The sequence below is a fragment of the Amycolatopsis sp. NPDC004169 genome (assembly GCF_040610315.1).
Lineage (GTDB): Bacteria > Actinomycetota > Actinomycetes > Mycobacteriales > Pseudonocardiaceae > Amycolatopsis.
In genome coordinates this window covers 197,316-213,657 of sequence record NZ_JBEXMD010000001.1, presented here as the reverse complement: position 1 = coordinate 213,657, position 16,342 = coordinate 197,316, and the positions used below count along the sequence as shown (strand labels likewise).

General features: G+C 70.4%; 15 protein-coding genes. 6 read left to right on the top strand and 9 right to left on the bottom strand.

Annotated features, from left to right (window positions below; translation table 11 throughout):
• Positions 1–95: 95 nt before the first annotated feature.
• Positions 96–830 carry an ABC transporter permease gene (locus ABZX11_RS01025; protein ID WP_354908695.1) on the bottom strand — a complete coding sequence of 245 codons (735 nt, stop codon included), beginning with the start codon at positions 828–830 and terminating at the stop codon, positions 96–98.
• Entirely contained in the window at positions 827–1,540 is a 714-nt protein-coding gene (locus tag ABZX11_RS01020; RefSeq protein ID WP_354908693.1) for an ABC transporter ATP-binding protein, read from the bottom strand. Before ABZX11_RS01020 ends, ABZX11_RS01025 begins: the two co-directional genes overlap by 4 nt.
• A 170-nt stretch (positions 1,541–1,710) precedes the next feature.
• On the opposite strand from ABZX11_RS01020, the gene ABZX11_RS01015 reads away from it, so the two are divergent.
• Both ABZX11_RS01015 and ABZX11_RS01010 read left to right on the top strand, forming a co-directional pair.
• A complete protein-coding gene (locus ABZX11_RS01015) occupies positions 1,711–3,531 on the top strand; it encodes a histidine kinase (RefSeq protein WP_354908691.1) in 1,821 nt (606 codons plus the stop codon).
• Positions 3,471–4,124, top strand: a complete 654-nt coding sequence (locus tag ABZX11_RS01010; RefSeq protein WP_176173808.1) for a response regulator transcription factor — start codon at positions 3,471–3,473, stop codon at positions 4,122–4,124. The genes ABZX11_RS01015 and ABZX11_RS01010 overlap by 61 nt, the downstream gene beginning before the upstream one ends.
• 12 nt (positions 4,125–4,136) lie before the next feature.
• Here the strand turns inward: ABZX11_RS01010 and ABZX11_RS01005 are convergent, their stop codons facing one another.
• Positions 4,137–5,483, bottom strand: a complete 1,347-nt coding sequence (locus tag ABZX11_RS01005) for an FAD-dependent oxidoreductase (RefSeq protein WP_354908688.1) — start codon at positions 5,481–5,483, stop codon at positions 4,137–4,139.
• Between the two features lie 84 nt (positions 5,484–5,567).
• Between ABZX11_RS01005 and ABZX11_RS01000 the strand changes: the two genes are divergently transcribed.
• The 4 genes from ABZX11_RS01000 to ABZX11_RS00985 all read left to right on the top strand — a co-directional run bounded on the left by ABZX11_RS01000 (position 5,568) and on the right by ABZX11_RS00985 (position 8,046).
• Positions 5,568–6,212 carry an aminodeoxychorismate/anthranilate synthase component II gene (locus ABZX11_RS01000; RefSeq protein WP_176173807.1) on the top strand — a complete coding sequence of 215 codons (645 nt, stop codon included), beginning with the start codon at positions 5,568–5,570 and terminating at the stop codon, positions 6,210–6,212.
• The gene (locus ABZX11_RS00995) at positions 6,209–7,000 is read left to right on the top strand and encodes an ABC transporter ATP-binding protein (RefSeq protein WP_176173806.1); all 792 of its coding nucleotides are present in this window, start codon (positions 6,209–6,211) and stop codon (positions 6,998–7,000) included. Before ABZX11_RS01000 ends, ABZX11_RS00995 begins: the two co-directional genes overlap by 4 nt.
• Positions 6,988–7,629, top strand: a complete 642-nt coding sequence (locus ABZX11_RS00990) for a hypothetical protein (RefSeq protein ID WP_354908684.1) — start codon at positions 6,988–6,990, stop codon at positions 7,627–7,629. Before ABZX11_RS00995 ends, ABZX11_RS00990 begins: the two co-directional genes overlap by 13 nt.
• 99 nt (positions 7,630–7,728) lie before the next feature.
• A complete protein-coding gene (locus tag ABZX11_RS00985) occupies positions 7,729–8,046 on the top strand; it encodes a hypothetical protein (protein ID WP_176173804.1) in 318 nt (105 codons plus the stop codon).
• A 50-nt stretch (positions 8,047–8,096) separates the two neighbouring features.
• Here ABZX11_RS00985 and pknB read toward each other — a convergent pair whose 3' ends face one another.
• From pknB to ABZX11_RS00955, 6 genes are read right to left on the bottom strand one after another with little or no spacing between them, the layout of a single operon-like run.
• Positions 8,097–10,079 (bottom strand): Stk1 family PASTA domain-containing Ser/Thr kinase, encoded by a 1,983-nt coding sequence (gene pknB / locus ABZX11_RS00980; protein ID WP_176173803.1) that lies wholly within the window; start codon positions 10,077–10,079, stop codon positions 8,097–8,099.
• On the bottom strand, positions 10,076–11,425 hold the full coding sequence (locus tag ABZX11_RS00975) for a serine/threonine-protein kinase (RefSeq protein WP_176173802.1): 1,350 nt from the start codon (positions 11,423–11,425) through the stop codon (positions 10,076–10,078). The genes pknB and ABZX11_RS00975 overlap by 4 nt, the downstream gene beginning before the upstream one ends.
• Before the next feature lie 3 nt (positions 11,426–11,428).
• A complete protein-coding gene (locus ABZX11_RS00970) occupies positions 11,429–12,898 on the bottom strand; it encodes a penicillin-binding protein 2 (RefSeq protein WP_176173801.1) in 1,470 nt (489 codons plus the stop codon).
• Positions 12,895–14,382, bottom strand: coding sequence for an FtsW/RodA/SpoVE family cell cycle protein (locus ABZX11_RS00965; protein ID WP_354908681.1), 1,488 nt, complete (start codon positions 14,380–14,382; stop codon positions 12,895–12,897). Before ABZX11_RS00965 ends, ABZX11_RS00970 begins: the two co-directional genes overlap by 4 nt.
• Positions 14,382–15,785: a PP2C family serine/threonine-protein phosphatase gene (locus ABZX11_RS00960; protein ID WP_176173799.1), complete on the bottom strand. Its 1,404-nt coding sequence runs from the start codon at positions 15,783–15,785 to the stop codon at positions 14,382–14,384. Before ABZX11_RS00960 ends, ABZX11_RS00965 begins: the two co-directional genes overlap by 1 nt.
• Positions 15,782–16,243, bottom strand: a complete 462-nt coding sequence (locus ABZX11_RS00955) for an FHA domain-containing protein (protein WP_003079002.1) — start codon at positions 16,241–16,243, stop codon at positions 15,782–15,784. Before ABZX11_RS00955 ends, ABZX11_RS00960 begins: the two co-directional genes overlap by 4 nt.
• Positions 16,244–16,342: the final 99 nt, after the last annotated feature.

The following is a 16,342-nucleotide window of genomic DNA, read 5'->3' as shown; positions in this document are numbered from 1 at the left end:
AACCTCCAGTTTGAGCAGGGCCACCCTCTTGGCTACCGGCTGGGTGGCCCGGCCACAAGAGAAAACGATGATCATCACCACTTTGGCGGAAGGGCTCACTCCCAGCGGAACAACCGGACCGCGAGCGCCGTGCCGAGCACCGCGAAGCCGGCGAGCGCGGCCAGCTGCAGCGGCTGCACGCCGGCGCCGATCCAGGCGTCCTGCAGCGGTTGCGAGCCCGGCGGCACGTAGTCGCCGATCCGCCGGAGCACGTCCGGCAGGAACGGCCGCGGCAGGTAGACGCCCCCGAAGAACATGATCGGCAGGAACGCGACCAGGGCGACCCCGGTGGCCGCCTTGGACGTGCGGGCGACCGCGGCCGCGATCAGGCCGAGCGCGAACGTCGCGACCACCCCGAGCACCAGCGTCAGCGCGAACGACAGCGGGTGCTTCGGCAGCGGGACGTCGTGGACGACGTTGCCCAGCACCAGCACGAGGACGATGCCGGCCAGCGAAACGACGACGTGGATGAGCAGCTGCGCGCCCAGCAGGTTGACCGGGTGCACCGGGGTGGTGGCCAGGCGGCGCAGCACGCCCTGCTCGCGGTAGGTGGCGACGGCGGCCGGGATCGACTGCAGGGCCAGCATCGCCAGGCTCACGACGATCAGCGACGGCACCCAGGCGTCGAGGAGGCGCAACCCGCCCGCCGCCTCGTTGGGTTTGCTCATGCCCGGGATGGCGCCGATGGCGAGCAGCAGGATCGACGGCAGCAGCAGGCCGCCGGCCGCCGCGAACGGCGCGCGGAGGAAGAGTTTCGCCTCGGTGGCGGTGATCTTGGCGAAGGTGTTCACCGGGTGCTCCTGGTCAGCGAGACGAACGCATCGTCCAAAGTGGAGGCTCCGGCGGCGGCGCGGAGCTCGGTCGGGGTGCCGGTGGCGACCACGCGCCCGGCGTCGAAGATCGCCACGCGGTCGCAGAGCCGCTCGGCTTCGTCCATGAAGTGGGTGACGAGCAGGACCGTGACGCCGGCGGCGCGGACGCCCTCGACGAGCCGCCACGTTTCGCGGCGGGCGTGCGGGTCGAGCCCGGTGGTCAGCTCGTCGAGGATCGCCAGCTCCGGCTGCCCCACCAGCGCCAGTGCGATCGACACGCGCTGCTTCTGGCCGCCGGAAAGCTTCCCGAAGCAACTGCGGGCGTGGTCGCGCAGGTCGAGCTGGTCGAGCAGGACGTCGATGTCGGCGGACTGCGGGTAGAAGGACGCGAACAGCTCCAGCGCCTCGCGCACCCGCAGTTTCGCCGGCAGCTGGCTCTCCTGCAGCTGGACGCCGACGCGGCGGGTCAGCGCCGCGTGGCCGGTCGCCGGGTCCAGGCCGAGCACGGAAATCGTGCCGCCGTCGGCCTGGCGCAGGCCCTGGAGGCATTCGACGGTGGTGGTCTTCCCGGCGCCGTTCGTGCCGAGGATGCCGAAGATTTCGCCGCGCTCGACGGTGAACGAAACGCCGTCGACCGCGACCCGGGAGCCGTAGCGCTTGCGGAGATCGGTGACTTCGATGAGGGGCATGGGAATCAAGCTACGAACCGGCGGCAGCTTCGGTAATGACGCTGAATCCCCAGCTCAGGTAGCGTTTTGCTGAACTGGGGGTGGGGCTGGGCCCACCCCGTTCGTGGGGCTTCGGGCAGTGCGCGGGCCGGTGCCGATCGGCGAGGATCGCGGGGGGAAGGAGGTGCCGGATGCCGTACCTGCGTGCGCTGGGCCGGGCGCTGGCGCTGGCCGCGCACTCGTTGCGCAGCTGGCTCGACGTGCTCGTCCAGCTGATCGCGTTCGCGCTCCTGTGCGTCGGCGTGGTGTTCTTCCTCGGCCCGGTGATCGAATGGGCCCGCGGGCGGTCGGCGACCATGCGGACGCTGGCCGCGCGCTGGTGCGGTGTCGAGGTCGCCACGCCGTACCGGCCCGCGCCGCCGGATCCGGTGCGCGAGCGCGACGGCTGGTACCGCGATGGCAACCAGCTCTACAAGAGAGCGTTCTGGATCCGCTGGCAGCACCGCCTCACCTGGGCGCTGGAAGATCCGGCGGCGAACCGCGAATTCGGCTGGCAGCTGGTGAACCCGCTGGTCACGCTGCTGCTTCCGGTGGCCGTCGTGCTCGGCGGGCCGCGGGTGCTGCGCGGCTACGGCCGGTGGACGCGCTGGTGGCTCGGGCCGCGCCCGGCCGCCGAGCGGCGCCGGAACTGGTTCCACCGGCACCTCGAAGCGCTGGGCCACCAGCTCGGCATCCTCGCGCTTTCCGTGGTGCAGCTGGCCTTTTCGGTGGTCCAGCTGGTGGTCGTGGCCGTCGCCACGCCGCTGGCACCCGCGGTCGTGCTGTGGAGCCGCTCGATCACCGACTCCCTGCGCCGCGAAACCGAAAACTGGACCGGGGTGCGGATCCCGCGGCCGTACCAGCCGCCGCCCGGGTTGCCGCTGCCCCGCGCCGACGGGCTCTACCAGGTCGGCAGGCAGCTGTACGAAGAAATGTTCTGGCCGCTCCAGAACGCCCGCACGCGGTGGATCCTGGGTGACCGGGCCACCTGGCGGGACATGGCAGGCGGTGTGCTGAGCACCCTCGTGTCGTTCGTTTGCTCGGTGCCGGCGCTCGTGTTGTTCGGCTGGGGCATGACCGGGATCTGGACGCTCTGGGTGTGGCGGCCGTTCGTGTCGCCACGCGTCCGGTGGTCCCCGCTGCCCGAGGTGTCGACGCACCTCGGCGCGCTCGCGCAGACGCCGTTGATCCTGCTGGCGCTGGTCGTCGCCGTGGCGCCGGCACCCTGGCTCGCCCGCCAGCAGGCCCGCTTCGCGCGGACGTGGTTCGGGCCGACCGAATCCGCCCGGCTGGCCCAGCGCGTCGAACGGCTCGAGCGGACGCGGTCCGACGTCACGGTCACGCAGGCGGCGGAACTGCGCCGGATCGAGCGCGACCTGCACGACGGCATCCAGTCGCGGCTGGTCGCCATGGGCATGAAGCTGGGCGCGGTCGAGGCACTGGTGGACACGGACCCGGAGGCGGCGAAACGGCTCGCCGCGGAGCTGCGCGCGGCGTCGTCGGAGGCGCTCACCGAGCTGCGGGCGCTGATCCGCGGTATCCACCCGCCGGTGCTGTCCGAACGCGGGCTGCTGGACGCCGTCCGCGCGCTGGCGCTGGACAGTCCGCTGAAGGCGCAGGTCACCGGCGCACTGCCGGGACGTGCCGAGGAACCGGTGGAGTCGTGCGTGTACTTCGCGGTGTCCGAACTGCTCGGCAACGCGGCGAAGCACGGCGCGAAGCGGGTGACGATCGAGGTGGCGTTCGCCGACGGGCTGTTGACGTTCGTCGTGACCGACGACGGCCTGGGTGGTGCGGACCCGGCCCGCGGCTCGGGACTGCGGGGAATCGAGCGTCGCCTGGGCGGCTTCGACGGTAGGTTGACGCTGACCAGCCCGATCGGCGGCCCGACGAAGGCGACCTTGGAGATCCCGTGTCAGCTCGACCAAGAACCCTCGTCGCCGAGGACCAGTACCTCCTCCGAGACGGCCTGACGCATCTGCTGACCGCACACGGCTTCGACGTCGTCGCGGCGGTCGCCACCGGCCCGGAACTCGTGGCGGCGTTGCGCGACCACCGGCCCGACGTGTCCATTGTGGACGTGAGGATGCCGCCGACGAACACCGACGAGGGGCTGCAGGCCGCGCTGGCCGCCCGCCGTGACGTCCCCGGGCTGCCGATCCTGGTGCTGTCGCAGCACGTCGAGCAGTTGTACGCGCGCGAACTGCTGGCCGACGGCACCGGCGCGATCGGCTACCTGCTGAAGGACCGCGTGTTCAACGCCGAGCAGTTCATCGACGCCGTCCGCCGGGTCGCGGCGGGCGGCACCGTGATGGATCCCGAGGTCATCGCGAAACTGGTGGCTGGCAACGCTTCCGACCCACTGGCGGCGCTGACCCCGCGCGAACGCGAGGTGCTGGCGCTGATGGCGGAGGGCTGCTCCAACGCGGCGATCGCGGCCCGGCTGCACTTCAGCGAGGGAGCCGTCGGCAAGCACACGGCGAACATCTTCGCGAAGCTCGACATCACGGCTTCGGACGACACGAACCGCCGCGTGCTGGCCGTGCTGGCGTACCTGGGGTCCTAATCGTTCACCAGCTCAGCCGCGCGAGATCCGGGTCATCTCCTCGCGCTCCACGACCTTGACCCGCTCGCGGCCCGCCGCCGAGCCCAGCGCCTTCTCGTGCGCGTCGAGCCTGCCCCAGCCGTCCCAGTTGGTGAACGGGATGCCGCGGGTCTCGAGGAAGTCGAGGATCGCGTCCGGCGACGAGGACTTCGGGGCGGTGAGGGTGTCCGCGTCCGCCAGCAGGCTGGCGATCGTCTCGGCCGCGTCGCCCTTGGTGTGGCCGATCAGGCCGATCGGGCCGCGCTTGATCCAGCCCGTGACGTACACGCCCGGCAGCTGGTTCTCGTCCAGGTCCAGCACCCGGCCCGCCTGGTTCGGCACCACGCCCGCCACGTGGTCGAACGGCAGCTCCGGCAGGTGCGACGAGAGGTAGCCGACCGCGCGGTACACGGCCTGGACGTCCCAGTCGTGGAACTCGCCGGTGCCGCGGACGTTCCCGTCGCCGGTCAGCTCGGTCCGCTCGGTGCGCAGGCCGGTCACCTTGCCGTCCTCGCCGAGGACCTCGGCGGGCGAGTGGAAGAAGTGCAGGTGCAGTCGGCGCCGGCGGGAGCCCGGCTCGCGGATGGCCCACTCCTGCAGCGTCTTCACCACCATGTCGATCTGCTTCGACGCGCGCAGGGCGGCGATGCTGCCCTCGTCGAACTCGATGTCCTCGGGGTACACGATGACCTCGACGTTCGGCGAGTGGTCCAGCTCACGCAGCTCCAGCGGCGTGAACTTCGCCTGCGCCGGGCCGCGGCGGCCGAACACGTGCACGTCGGTCACCGGGCTGGCCTTCAGCCCCTGGTAGACGTTGTCCGGGATGTCGGTGGTCAGCAGCTCGTCGGCCGTCTTGGCCAGGACCCGGGCGACGTCCAGCGCGACGTTCCCGACGCCGAGGACGGCGACCGAAGAGGCGGTCAGGGGCCAGGTGCGCGGGACGTCCGGGTGGCCGTCGTACCAGGAGACGAAGTCGGCCGCGCCGTAGCTGCCGTCGAGGTCGATGCCCGGGATGTCGAGCGCGCGGTCGGCGGACGCGCCGGTCGAGAAGATCACCGCGTCGTAGAACTCGCGCAGCTCGTCGAGCTTGATGTCGGTGCCGTAGTCGATGTTGCCCAGCAGCCGGATGTTGGGCTTCGAGAGCACCTTCTCCAGCGCCGTCACGATGCCCTTGATGCGCGGGTGGTCGGGTGCGACGCCGTAGCGGATCAGCCCGAACGGCGCCGGCATGCGCTCGAACAGGTCGATCTGCACGTCGGCGTCGGACTTGTCGAGGATGTCGGCGGCGTAGATGCCGGCGGGACCGGCACCGACCACGGCTACACGAAGAGAACGGCTCACCCGCTCCACGGTAAGTTAGGATTACCTAACCTGAAATGTGATTTGGCGTACGGTCCACGGACTGGGAGCCGGTAAGCTCGGGACATGCGCGTTCTCGTCGTCGACAACTACGACAGCTTCGTCTACAACCTGGTCCAGTACCTGGCCCAGCTCGGCGCCGACTGCACGGTCTGGCGCAACGACGTCGTGGACCTCGACCGCGTGCCCGAGTTCGACGCCGTGCTCGTCTCGCCCGGCCCGGGGACCCCCGAACGCGCCGGCCAGAGCATGGACGTCATCCGCAAGTGCGCCGAGACGCGCACGCCGATGCTCGGCGTCTGCCTCGGCCACCAGGCGCTCGGCGTCGTCTACGGCGCGACCGTCGACCGCGCGCCCGAGCTGCTCCACGGCAAGACGAGCCAGGTCCGGCACACCGGCGCCGGCGTCCTCGCGGACCTGCCGGAGGAGTTCACGGCCACCCGGTACCACTCGTTGACCGTGCTCCCCGAAACGATCGCCGAAGACGTCTTCGAGGTCACCGGCCGCACCGAGTCCGGCATCGTGATGGGCATGCGCCACCGCGAGCTGCCGCTCGAAGGCGTCCAGTTCCACCCGGAGTCCGTGCTCACCGAAGGCGGCCACCGGATGCTGGCGAACTGGCTGGCCGCGGCGGGCCACCCCGTCGACCCGGCCCGGGTGAACGAGCTCGAGCGCGCGACCAAGGCGCTCCAGAAGGCCGCTGTTGCGTGATCCGGCTCGAGGGGGTCGGGAAGCGGTACGGGCGCGGTGACTTCGTCCTCCGCGACGTCGACCTGACCATCGAGCCCGGGCACGTGGTCGGCGTCCTCGGCAGCAACGGCTCCGGGAAGTCGACGCTGCTGCGCATCATGGCCGGCGTCTCGCACCCGACCACCGGAGCGGTGCGGGGTACTCCGCGGATCGGCTACCTGCCGGACCGCTTCCCGGCCGGCCAGCGCATGGGCGCCCGCGCGTACCTGCGGCACATGGCCCGCATCCACGGGCTGGCCGACCTCTCGGTGATCGACCCGCTGCTCGACCGCCTGGCCCTCGTCGGCGGCCCGTCGGCCCCGCTGCGGACGCTGTCGAAGGGCAACGCGCAGAAGGTCGGCCTCGCGCAGGCGGTGATGGTGCGCCCCGACCTGCTGATCCTCGACGAGCCGTGGTCCGGTCTGGATACCGGGACGCACACGATCCTCGGCGAGCTCGTCGCCGAGACGCGGGCGCGAGGAGCGAGCGTGGTGTTCACCGACCACCGGCCCCAGGTGGTCCACGACCACGCCGACGTCGTCCACCTGATGAAGGACGGCCGCCTGACGGCGGAGAGCGCAGAGCCGACCACGCGCATCGTCCTGCGCGGCGGCAACGCGGGCTGGACGGACGAGCCCGGCGTGCGGCACGCGGTGGTGGAAGGCGCCCAGGTGGTGCTGACGGTCGAGGTCACCCGCGTCGACGCGGTCTTGAGGCGGGCCCTCGACGGCGGCTGGTCGGTGCGGGAGGTGGCGCCGTGCTCGCCATGACCCGGTACTACCTGGTGTTGCTGGGTCATTCGCAGCGGTACCTGCCGGCATTGCTGGCGTATCTCGCCCTGTGCGTGATCCTCTACGCCGACCCGCACTCGCCCCCGCTGCCCCTGTTCGGCATCAGCGCGGGCGGCCTCCTGGTCGTCTCGTGCTGGCTGACGATCGCCCTGCTGGACATCGAAGACCCGGTCCAGCGCCTGGTGACGTTGAGCCACGCCCGCCACTGGCACCGCATGATCACCGGCGCGGTGCTGACGGTCCTGGCCTGTTCCCTGGTCCTGACGGCGATCACGGAGGTGTGGTCGGCACTCAAGGCGTTGAAAGTCCAGCCGGCGGCGCTGGGGATCGGGTTCCTCGCCCACCTCGCGTGCGCACTGCTGGGGATCGCGATCGCCCTGCCGTGCTCCAGGCTGCTGGTCAACCGAGTCGGCTGGACGGTCTTGGCCGCGGTGATCACCCTGGTGGTGGTCCTGCTGGCGAAGATCCCGCTGGTCCACCCGCTTTTGCACGCCTTGACCGACGACGAGCCGGTTGGCGGCCCGTTGGCTTTGGCCCTGCTCACGGCGGCGGCGATGCTGGCCGTCAGCTTCTTCGCCGTTTCGGCTCTGGTCCGACGACGCTCCTGACTGCAATTTGCAATCTTCATTTTCCGGCCCAGCCTTCCAGCCACCCCCGGGGCCGACTAAGGTTCGGGGCCTCTCCGGTTCCGGGCGAAGGGAGATCGGGTGACGGCTGGGATCGTCGCGATCACCGTGCCAAACTCCGGCCGCGAGCTTCCGGAGCTCGCCGACTGGTTGCGCGGCGAAGCCGAGCTTCGCGGGCGCGTCCAAGTCTTCGATGCCGTTGTCGTCGGGGTTTCGAGTTCCTCGGCCGGTGTCTTCTGCCGCTCGCTCTTCGCGTGGCTGACGCGGGATCGGGAAGCCCACGTCTCCCTCAAGGTCAAACGCTCCGGTGCCGCCGAGGAACTCGAACTCGACTTCGGTGCGGCCAGCGACGCGGATCAAGTTCTCGGTGCCGTGCAAGGGTTTCTCGACCAGCCCTGAGCAAAGAAAAAGGCCCGCACGGCGAAACCGTGCGGGCCTTTCCCGTGAGATCAGGGAGCGCCGGGGGTGGATGGGCCCGTCGGGATCGTGATTCCGCCGTTGCCCTCCGACACCGACACCGAGATCGGCTGGTTGTTGCTGATCGTGGTACCAGCCTTCACGCTCTGCTTGGTGATCGTGCCTTCCGGCTGCCGGCTGCCCCGGTCGGACTGCTGGTTCAGCTGACCGGTCCAGCCCATGCTCTGCAGCTTCTGCTGCGCTTCCTCGACCGGCATGCCCACCAGCTGCGGCATCTCGATCTGGGTCGACGTCGGCGTGGTCGGACCCGTCGACACGGTCAGCGTGATCAGCTCGCCGACCGCCAGCTGGCCACCGTTCGGGTTCTGGGTGATCACCGAATCCTTCGGCACCGAGTCGGACGGTGCCTCGACCTTCTTCGTCTTCCAGCCCGCGCCCTCGAGCGCCGACTTGGCCTGGGAGTACGGCTTGCCGGTGAAGTCGGTGACCGTCTTGAGCTGCTTCGACTTGCCGACCGTGATCCGGACGCTGCTGCCCTGGTCGACCTGGGTCGACGGACTCGGGTTCTGCGTCTGCACCAGGCCGATCTGGTTCGGGTCGGCGACCTCGGTTTCGCCCACGTTCGGGTCGAGGGTCAGCTTCGCGTCGATCAAGGCCTGCTCGGCCTGCTCGCGCGTCTTGTTCGCCAGGTCCGGCACGCTCGCCTTGCCCGGTGCGACGCCGACGTACAGCGTGATCTTCGTGTTCGTCGCGACCGAGACCCCGGGCGACGGGTCGGACTTGATGACCTTGTTGATGTCGTCCTGACCGCACTCCGGGTTGCCGTCGGTCGGCGGCACGCCGCAGGTGACCTGCTTCTGCTCGATCGTGCCGTCGAAGCCCTTGCTCTTCAACGTCTCCCGCGCCTGGGGGACCGTCTGGTGCGTCACGTCCGGGATCGCGACCGTGCCGCCTTCGTTGCTCTTGAACGAGCCCGCCAGCCACATGATCAGCAGCACCGCGCCCAGCACGAACACCGCCGCGATCGCGGCCAGGATCGTGCGGCGACGGCGCTTGGCCTTCGGGTCTTCGTCGTCCGGCTCGCTGTACTCGTCGTAGCGCTGCGGCTGCCGCCGGTCGGCGTTCATCACCTGCGTGCGCTCGTCCTCGGACATCACCATCGGCGCCACCGGGCGCTGGCCCGAAAGGGTGCGCACCAGGTCCGAGCGCATCTCCGCCGCCGACTGGTAGCGGTTCGCCGGGCCCTTCGCCAGCGCCTTCAGCACCACCGCGTCCAGCTCCGGCGCCACCGCCGGGTTCACCGACGACGGCGGGTTCGGGTCCTCCCGGACGTGCTGGTAGGCCACCGCGACCGGGGAGTCGCCGGTGAACGGCGGCTCGCCGGTGATCAGCTCGTACAGCACGCAGCCGGCGGCGTAGACGTCGGAACGGGCGTCGACCGACTCGCCGCGGGCCTGCTCCGGCGACAGGTACTGCGCCGTGCCGATCACCGCGGCCGTCTGGGTCATGGCGGACTGGCCGTCGTGCATCGCGCGCGCGATGCCGAAGTCCATCACCTTGACCGCGCCGTTCTTCGTGATCATCACGTTGGCCGGCTTGACGTCGCGGTGGACGATGCCGTGGCGGTGCGAGAAGTCCAGCGCCGCGCAGACGTCGGCCATGACCTCCATCGCCCGCTTCTGCGACATCGGGCCTTCGGTCTTGACGATGTCGCGCAGCGTCCGGCCTTCGACGTACTCCATGACGATGTACGGCAGCGGCCCGAACTCGGTGTTCGCCTCACCCGTGTCGTAGACCGCCACGATCGCCGGGTGGTTCAGCGCGGCGGCGTTCTGCGCCTCGCGGCGGAAGCGCTCCTGGAACTGCGGGTCCCTGGCGAGGTCGGCACGGAGAATCTTGATCGCGACTTCCCGGCCGAGACGCACGTCGTGGCCGTGGTGGACCTCGGACATGCCTCCGTAGCCGAGCGTCTCGCCCAGCTCGTACCGGTTGGAGAGCAGTCTGGGTGTGCTCATCTCTGGATGCCGTTCCATTCCGTCCAAGGTGTGGTCATGATGCCTTGCCGGCCATCGTCGGTCGTTCCGGGAGTGTCCGCCGGGTAGACGCTCGGAGGCTGCTCCGCGGGCGCCTGTCTGCCCGGGAACACCTGGCTCTGCGTCTGGCCGTTGGGCGGCGCCGAGCCGTTGCCGCTGCTCAGCATCTTCGCCACCAGCACGATCCCCGCCACCAGGACAACGAGCAGGATCGCGGCGAGCAGCGCCCACCAGCCCCACTGCGTCTTCTTCCGGGGGGCCGGCAGCATCACCTGCCGCGGGGCCGGCCGGGACGGCGGGCCGATGGCGACCATCGGGTTCATCGCGGGCGACGGGGGGCCGCCCGGCATCTGTTGCTGCTGCGGGGGGAGCTGCTGCGGCGGGATCGGCACCGGCATCGACGGGGGCGGCGGCTGCTGCTGCACCTGCGGCGGCACCACCGGCTGCTGGCCCGTCGTGTAGGTGGCGTTCACCAGCCCGGACGGCGTCGGCAGCGGCAGCCCGGCGCGGACCGCGGCGACGGCGGCCGCGAACTCGCCGCCGTTGTTGTAGCGCTGCCGCGGGTCCTTGACCAGCGTTGCCTCGATCACCGCACGCGCCGCGGGCGGCACGTCCGGCGGGAGCGGCGGCGCGATGTCGCGGATGTGCATCATCGCGACCGTCACGGCGTTCTCCGACAGGAACGGCCGGTGCCCGGCGAGGCATTCGTAGCCGCACACCGCCAGCGAGTAGACGTCGGACGCCGGCTCGGCCGGTTGCCCGAGCGCCTGCTCCGGGGCGATGTAGTGCGCGGTGCCCATGACCATGCCGGACCGGGTGACCGGGGCCGCGTCCGCCGCCTTCGCCACGCCGAAGTCGGTGATCTTCACCTGCCCGGCCGACGTCACCAGGATGTTGCCCGGCTTGACGTCGCGGTGGACCAGCCCGTGGGAGTGCGCCGCCTGCAGGGCGTTGCCCGCCTGCTCGAGCATGTCGAGGGTGAACTCCGCCGACAGCCGCCCGTGCTTGGCCAGCAGGCCGGCCAGCGGGTCGCCGTCGACCAGCTCCATCACCAGGTAGGCGATCGACAGGTCACCGTCGAGGATGGTCTCGCCGTAGTCGTGCACCGCGGCGATGCCGGGGTGGTTGAGGGACGCCGTCATCCGCGCTTCGGTGCGGAAGCGGTGGAGGAACTCGGCGTCGCCGGAGAGCTCGGTCTTGAGGATCTTGACGGCCACGGTCCGGTCGAGCCGGGTGTCGCTGGCCTGCCAGACCTCGCCCATCCCGCCGACGGCGATCCGGCTCGTCAGCTTGTAGCGGTCGGCCAGCAGCTGACCGGAGGACAGCATGCGCTATCCACCCCCGAGCTTCGCGTTGATCGCCGCGCGGCCGATTTCCGCCGCGACCGTGCCGCCGGTGGCCGCGAGGCCGCGGTTGCCGCCGTCCTCGACGATCACGGCGACCGCGATCTGCGGGTTGTCGACCGGGGCGAAGGCGGTGTACCAGGCGTGCGGTGCGGTGTTCTTGGAGTCCGTGCCGTGCTCGGCGGTGCCGGTCTTCGACGCGATCTGGATGTCCGCGCGCTTCCCGCCGCCCTTGGTGAAGCCTTCGGAGGCGACCATCATGTCCTTGAGGATCGCGGCGTTCGACGACGACAACGCCGGGGTGCCGGTGAGTTCGGTGGGACTGTAGTCCTCGATGGTCGACAGGTCCGGCGCCAGCACCGACTGCACCAGCTGCGGCTTCATCGCCATCCCGCCGTTGGCCACGGTGGCCGCGAGCAGGCAGTCCTGCAGGGGGGTCAGCCGGACGTCGCGCTGGCCGATGCCGCTCTGGTAGAGCGCGCCCTGCGAGTCGAGCGGGCCGACCGTCGACGGGGCGACCTTCATCGGCACGGTCAGGTCGGTCTGCCCGATGCCGAAGTTGGCCGCCGTCTTCTTGATCTTGTCCGCGCCGAGCTTGCCGGCGAACTCCGCGAACGGCACGTTGCAGGAGTGCGCCAGCGCGTCCTTGAACGTGTCGCCGGGGCAACCCTGCCCCGCGTAGTTCTCCAGCGTGATGCTCGTGCCGGGGAGCTTCGTGTTCGGCGCGGTGTTGACCTTGGTGTCCGGGCCGTTGCCGTCCTCGAGCGCGGCCGCCGCGGTGACGATCTTCATCGTCGAACCCGGCGGGTAGGTCTCGGAGATCGCCCGGTTCAGCATGGGCTTCTTCGGGTCCTTGTTGTTCGCGTTCCAGGCGTCGGTCTGTGCCTTCGACGTGTGGGACGCGAGCGCGTTCGGGTCGTACGACGGCGTCGAGACCATCGCCAGGATCCGGCCGGTGCTCGGCTCCATCGCGACGACGGCGCCGGTGTAGCCCTTCTGCGTCATCAGGTCGTACGCGGCCTTCTGCACGGCCGGGTCGATGGTCAGCCGGACGTTGCCACCGCTCGGGTCGCGGCCGGTGACCATGTCCGACAGCCGCCGCACGAACAGCCGCGGGTCGGAGCCGTTGAGGACGTCGTCCTCGGCGCGCTCCAGGCCGCCGGCGCCATAGTTGATCGAGTAGTAGCCGGTGACCGGCGCGTACATCGGGCCGTCGGCGTAGGTCCGGATGTATTTGTACTTGTCGTTCGACGGGTTGATGCCGGCCAGCACCTCGCCGTTGGCCTGCGACACGATCTTGCCGCGCTGGCGGGCGAACTCGTCGTAGAGCACGCGCGCGTTGCGGGAGTCGGTGCGGTAGTCGTCGGCCTTCACCACCTGGATGTAGGTGGCGTTGGCCAGCAGCAGGACGACCATCACGAGCATCGCCATGCCGACCTTGCGGAGCGGGGTGTTCATGCCTGTGCGCCCCCGTCCGCCGGCGGGCGCTGCACGAGCACGGTGTGCGCTTCCGCGATCGGGGCCTGCGGCTGCTGCTGCGGCTTCGGGCGGGCGGCCGGCTTGCGGGCCGCGTCCGAGATGCGCAGCAGGAGCGCGACCAGGATGTAGTTCGCGAGCAGCGACGAACCACCCTTCGACAGGAACGGGGCGGTGATACCGGTCTCCGGGATGAGTTTCGTGACCCCGCCGACGACGACGAAGATCTGCATGACCATGGTGAACGCGAGCCCGCCGCCCAGCAGCTTGCCGAACGTGTCGCGCACGGCGAGCGCGCTCCGCATGCCGCGCATGGCGACCATCAGGTACAGCATCAGCACCGCGGCCAGGCCGATGAAGCCGAGCTCTTCGCCGATCGACGCGGTGATGAAGTCGGTGTTGGCCTCGGGCACCATGTCCGGACGGCCGGCGCCGAGCCCGGTGCCGCCGACGCCGCCGGTGCCCAGCCCGAACAGGCCCTGCGCCAGCTGGTAGCCGCCGCCGGCCTGGTCGTAGGTGGCCAGCGGGTCCAGCCAGTTCGCCACGCGCTGCTGGACGTGCGTGAAGAGGTTGTAGGCGATGACGCAGCCGACCGCGAAGAAGCTCAGGCCCAGGACGACCCAGATGACCCGCTCGGTCGCGACGTAGAGCATCACCAGGATGACGCTGAAGAACAGCAGCGACGTGCCGAGGTCCTTCTCGAACACCAGGATGCCGATGCAGACGAACGCCGCGATCAGGATCGGGCCGAGGTCGCGGGCGCGCGGCAGCTCGACGCCGACCAGCTTCTTGCCCGCCACCATGAACAGGTCCCGCTTCGACACCAGGAACGAAGCGAAGAAGATCATCAGCAGGATCTTCGCGAACTCGCCCGGCTGGATCGAGAAGAACGGCAGCTTGAGCCACACCTTGGCGCCGTTGACCTCGGACAGGCTGGACGGCAGCAGCGCGGGCAGCGCGAGCGCGACGATGCCGACCAGGCCGGCGGTGTAGCCGTAGCGGGTCAGCGTGCGATGGTCGTTCACCACGATCAGTACCACGACGAAGAACACGAGCGAGATCACCGTGAACAGCACCTGTGCGGTGACCGCGGGCGTGTAGTCCTTGCCGTTCTGCGTGGCGCGCTCGGCCAGTGCCAGGTCGATCCGGTGGATCATCACCAGCCCGATGCCGTTCAGCAGCGCGACGCAGGGGAGCAGCACCGGGTCGGCGTAGGGCGCCCACTTGCGGACGGCCAGGTGCGCGGCGCCGAAGATCGCGAGGTAGGCGAGGCCGAGCCAGATGATCGACCAGGTCAGCTCCTGCTCCTGGTTCGCTTCCACCAGCACCAGCGCGATGGTGACGATGAAGGAGGCGAACCCCAGCAGCGCCAGCTCGGTGTTGCGGCGCGTCGGGACCTCGCGCGGCGGGTTCGTCTGGAACTGCGCGGCGAGCGGTTCGGCGGAACGCGCGACGGGCTGGCCCATCAGTTACCGCCTCCCGTCGTCGGTGCCGTCGAACTCGGCGTCGAGCAGTCCCTCCCCGCTGGCTGGTTCGCCGACGACGGAGCAGTGGAGCCGGCCGGAGCCGACGGAGTCGTCGTCGGCGTGACCGGAGGGGTCGGTGTCGGCGTCGGGGACGCCGGACTGCCCGTCGGCGCGCAGTTGTTCAGGCGCTTGCGCAGCTGCAGGAAGTCGTCGATGTACTTCCGGGCTTCGTCGAGGCTGTCCTTCTTGACGCCGTTCTGCACCGCCAGCCGCGCGTCCTCCTGGAGCTGGGTGACGCGCAGCTTGTCCGTGCACACCTGGCTCGGCGGGCAGGACCCCTGCTCGTAAGCGTGCAGGTCGATGCCGAGGATGCTGCCGGGGACGCCGCGGTAGATCACGACCTCGCCGTCCGATCCCTCGCCGACATAGTACTGACTCAGCACGAAGTAGCGGGTCGCGATGGCGGCCGCGGCGAGCACCACGAGGACCACCAGCGCGCCGGCCAGCCAGCGGAACCGCTTCCGGCGCCGGGCCTTGGGGTCTTCACGGGGCTGGGGCAGCTCCTGGCGCGGCGGCGGGGGCGGCTGGGTCAGCGCCCTGGCCCGCGCCGCGGGCGAGTCGCCCTGGTGCCGTTCGTCGCTGCCGTCGCCGGCGGCGCCGCCCACTATGGGCGCGTCCTCGCCGAAGTCGACGTCGACGACATCGGCGATGATCACCGTGACGTTGTCCGTGCCGCCGCCCTTGAGCGCCAGCTCGATCATCCGGTCCGCGCACTGCTGCGGGTCCGGGATCTGCACGGCCTCGGCCAGCGTCTCGTCGCTGACCATGCCGGACAGGCCGTCCGAGCAGATCAGGTACCGGTCGCCGGCGCGGGCTTCGCGCACGGTCAGGCTCGGCTCGACCTCGTGCCCGGTGAGTGCCTTCAGCAGCAGGGACCGCTGCGGGTGCACCGCGGCCTCTTCGGGCGTGATCCGGCCCTGCTCCAGGAGTTCGTTGACGAAGCTGTCATCGCGGGTGATCTGCGCGAACTGACCGCCGCGCAGCAGGTAGGCCCGCGAGTCGCCGACGTGCACCAGCCCCAGCCGGGTGCCGGCGAACAGGACGGCGGTGAGCGTGGTGCCCATGCCGTCGAGGTCGGGGTCCTGCGAGACCAGTTCGGCGATCGCGGCGTTGCCGTTCGCGACCGCCTCGCGCAGCTGGGCGAGCAGGTCGTCGCCCGGCTCGTCGTCGTCGAGCGGGGCGAGTGAGGCGATGACGACCTTGCTGGCGACTTCGCCCGCCGCGTGCCCACCCATGCCGTCGGCGAGCGCGAGCAGGCGAGGGCCGGCGTACACGGAGTCCTGGTTGCTCGAACGCACCAGGCCCCGGTCGCTGCGGGCTGCGTAGCGGAGGACGAGAGTCATGGGCGAAGCTCGATCACCGTCTTGCCGATCCGGATGGGGACTCCGAGCGGGACCCGGAGGGGTGCAGTGACCTTAGCCCGGTCCAGGTACGTCCCGTTCGTCGAGCCCAGATCTTCCACGTACCAGTCCTCGCCGCGCTGGGCGATCCGCGCGTGCCGGGTCGACGCGTAGTCGTCGTCCAGCACCAACGTGGAGTCGTCGGCGCGGCCGATCAGGATCGGCCGCCCGTCCAGCGCGATGCGGGTCCCCGCCAGCGCGCCGTGGGTCACGAGCAGCTGCTGGGGGGACTTGCTGTTGCGCGGCTTCTTCTCCTTCTTGCGCCCGAAGGTCGGCACCTGGACGCGCATGCCCGACGCGGCGTAGAGGTCCGAGCGCACGACTCGGAGCGCGGCGAACACGAAGAGCCAGAGCAGCACGAGGAAGCCCACCCTGGTGAGTTGTACGACCAGCTCTGGCACTTGGTGTGTCCGCTCCCGACTCTTCCGCGCAGCCGCGACGCGGGTACGCCGCGGTCCCCCCGCACGTCAATTCTGCGGGAACAGTATTCCGTGCCCCCA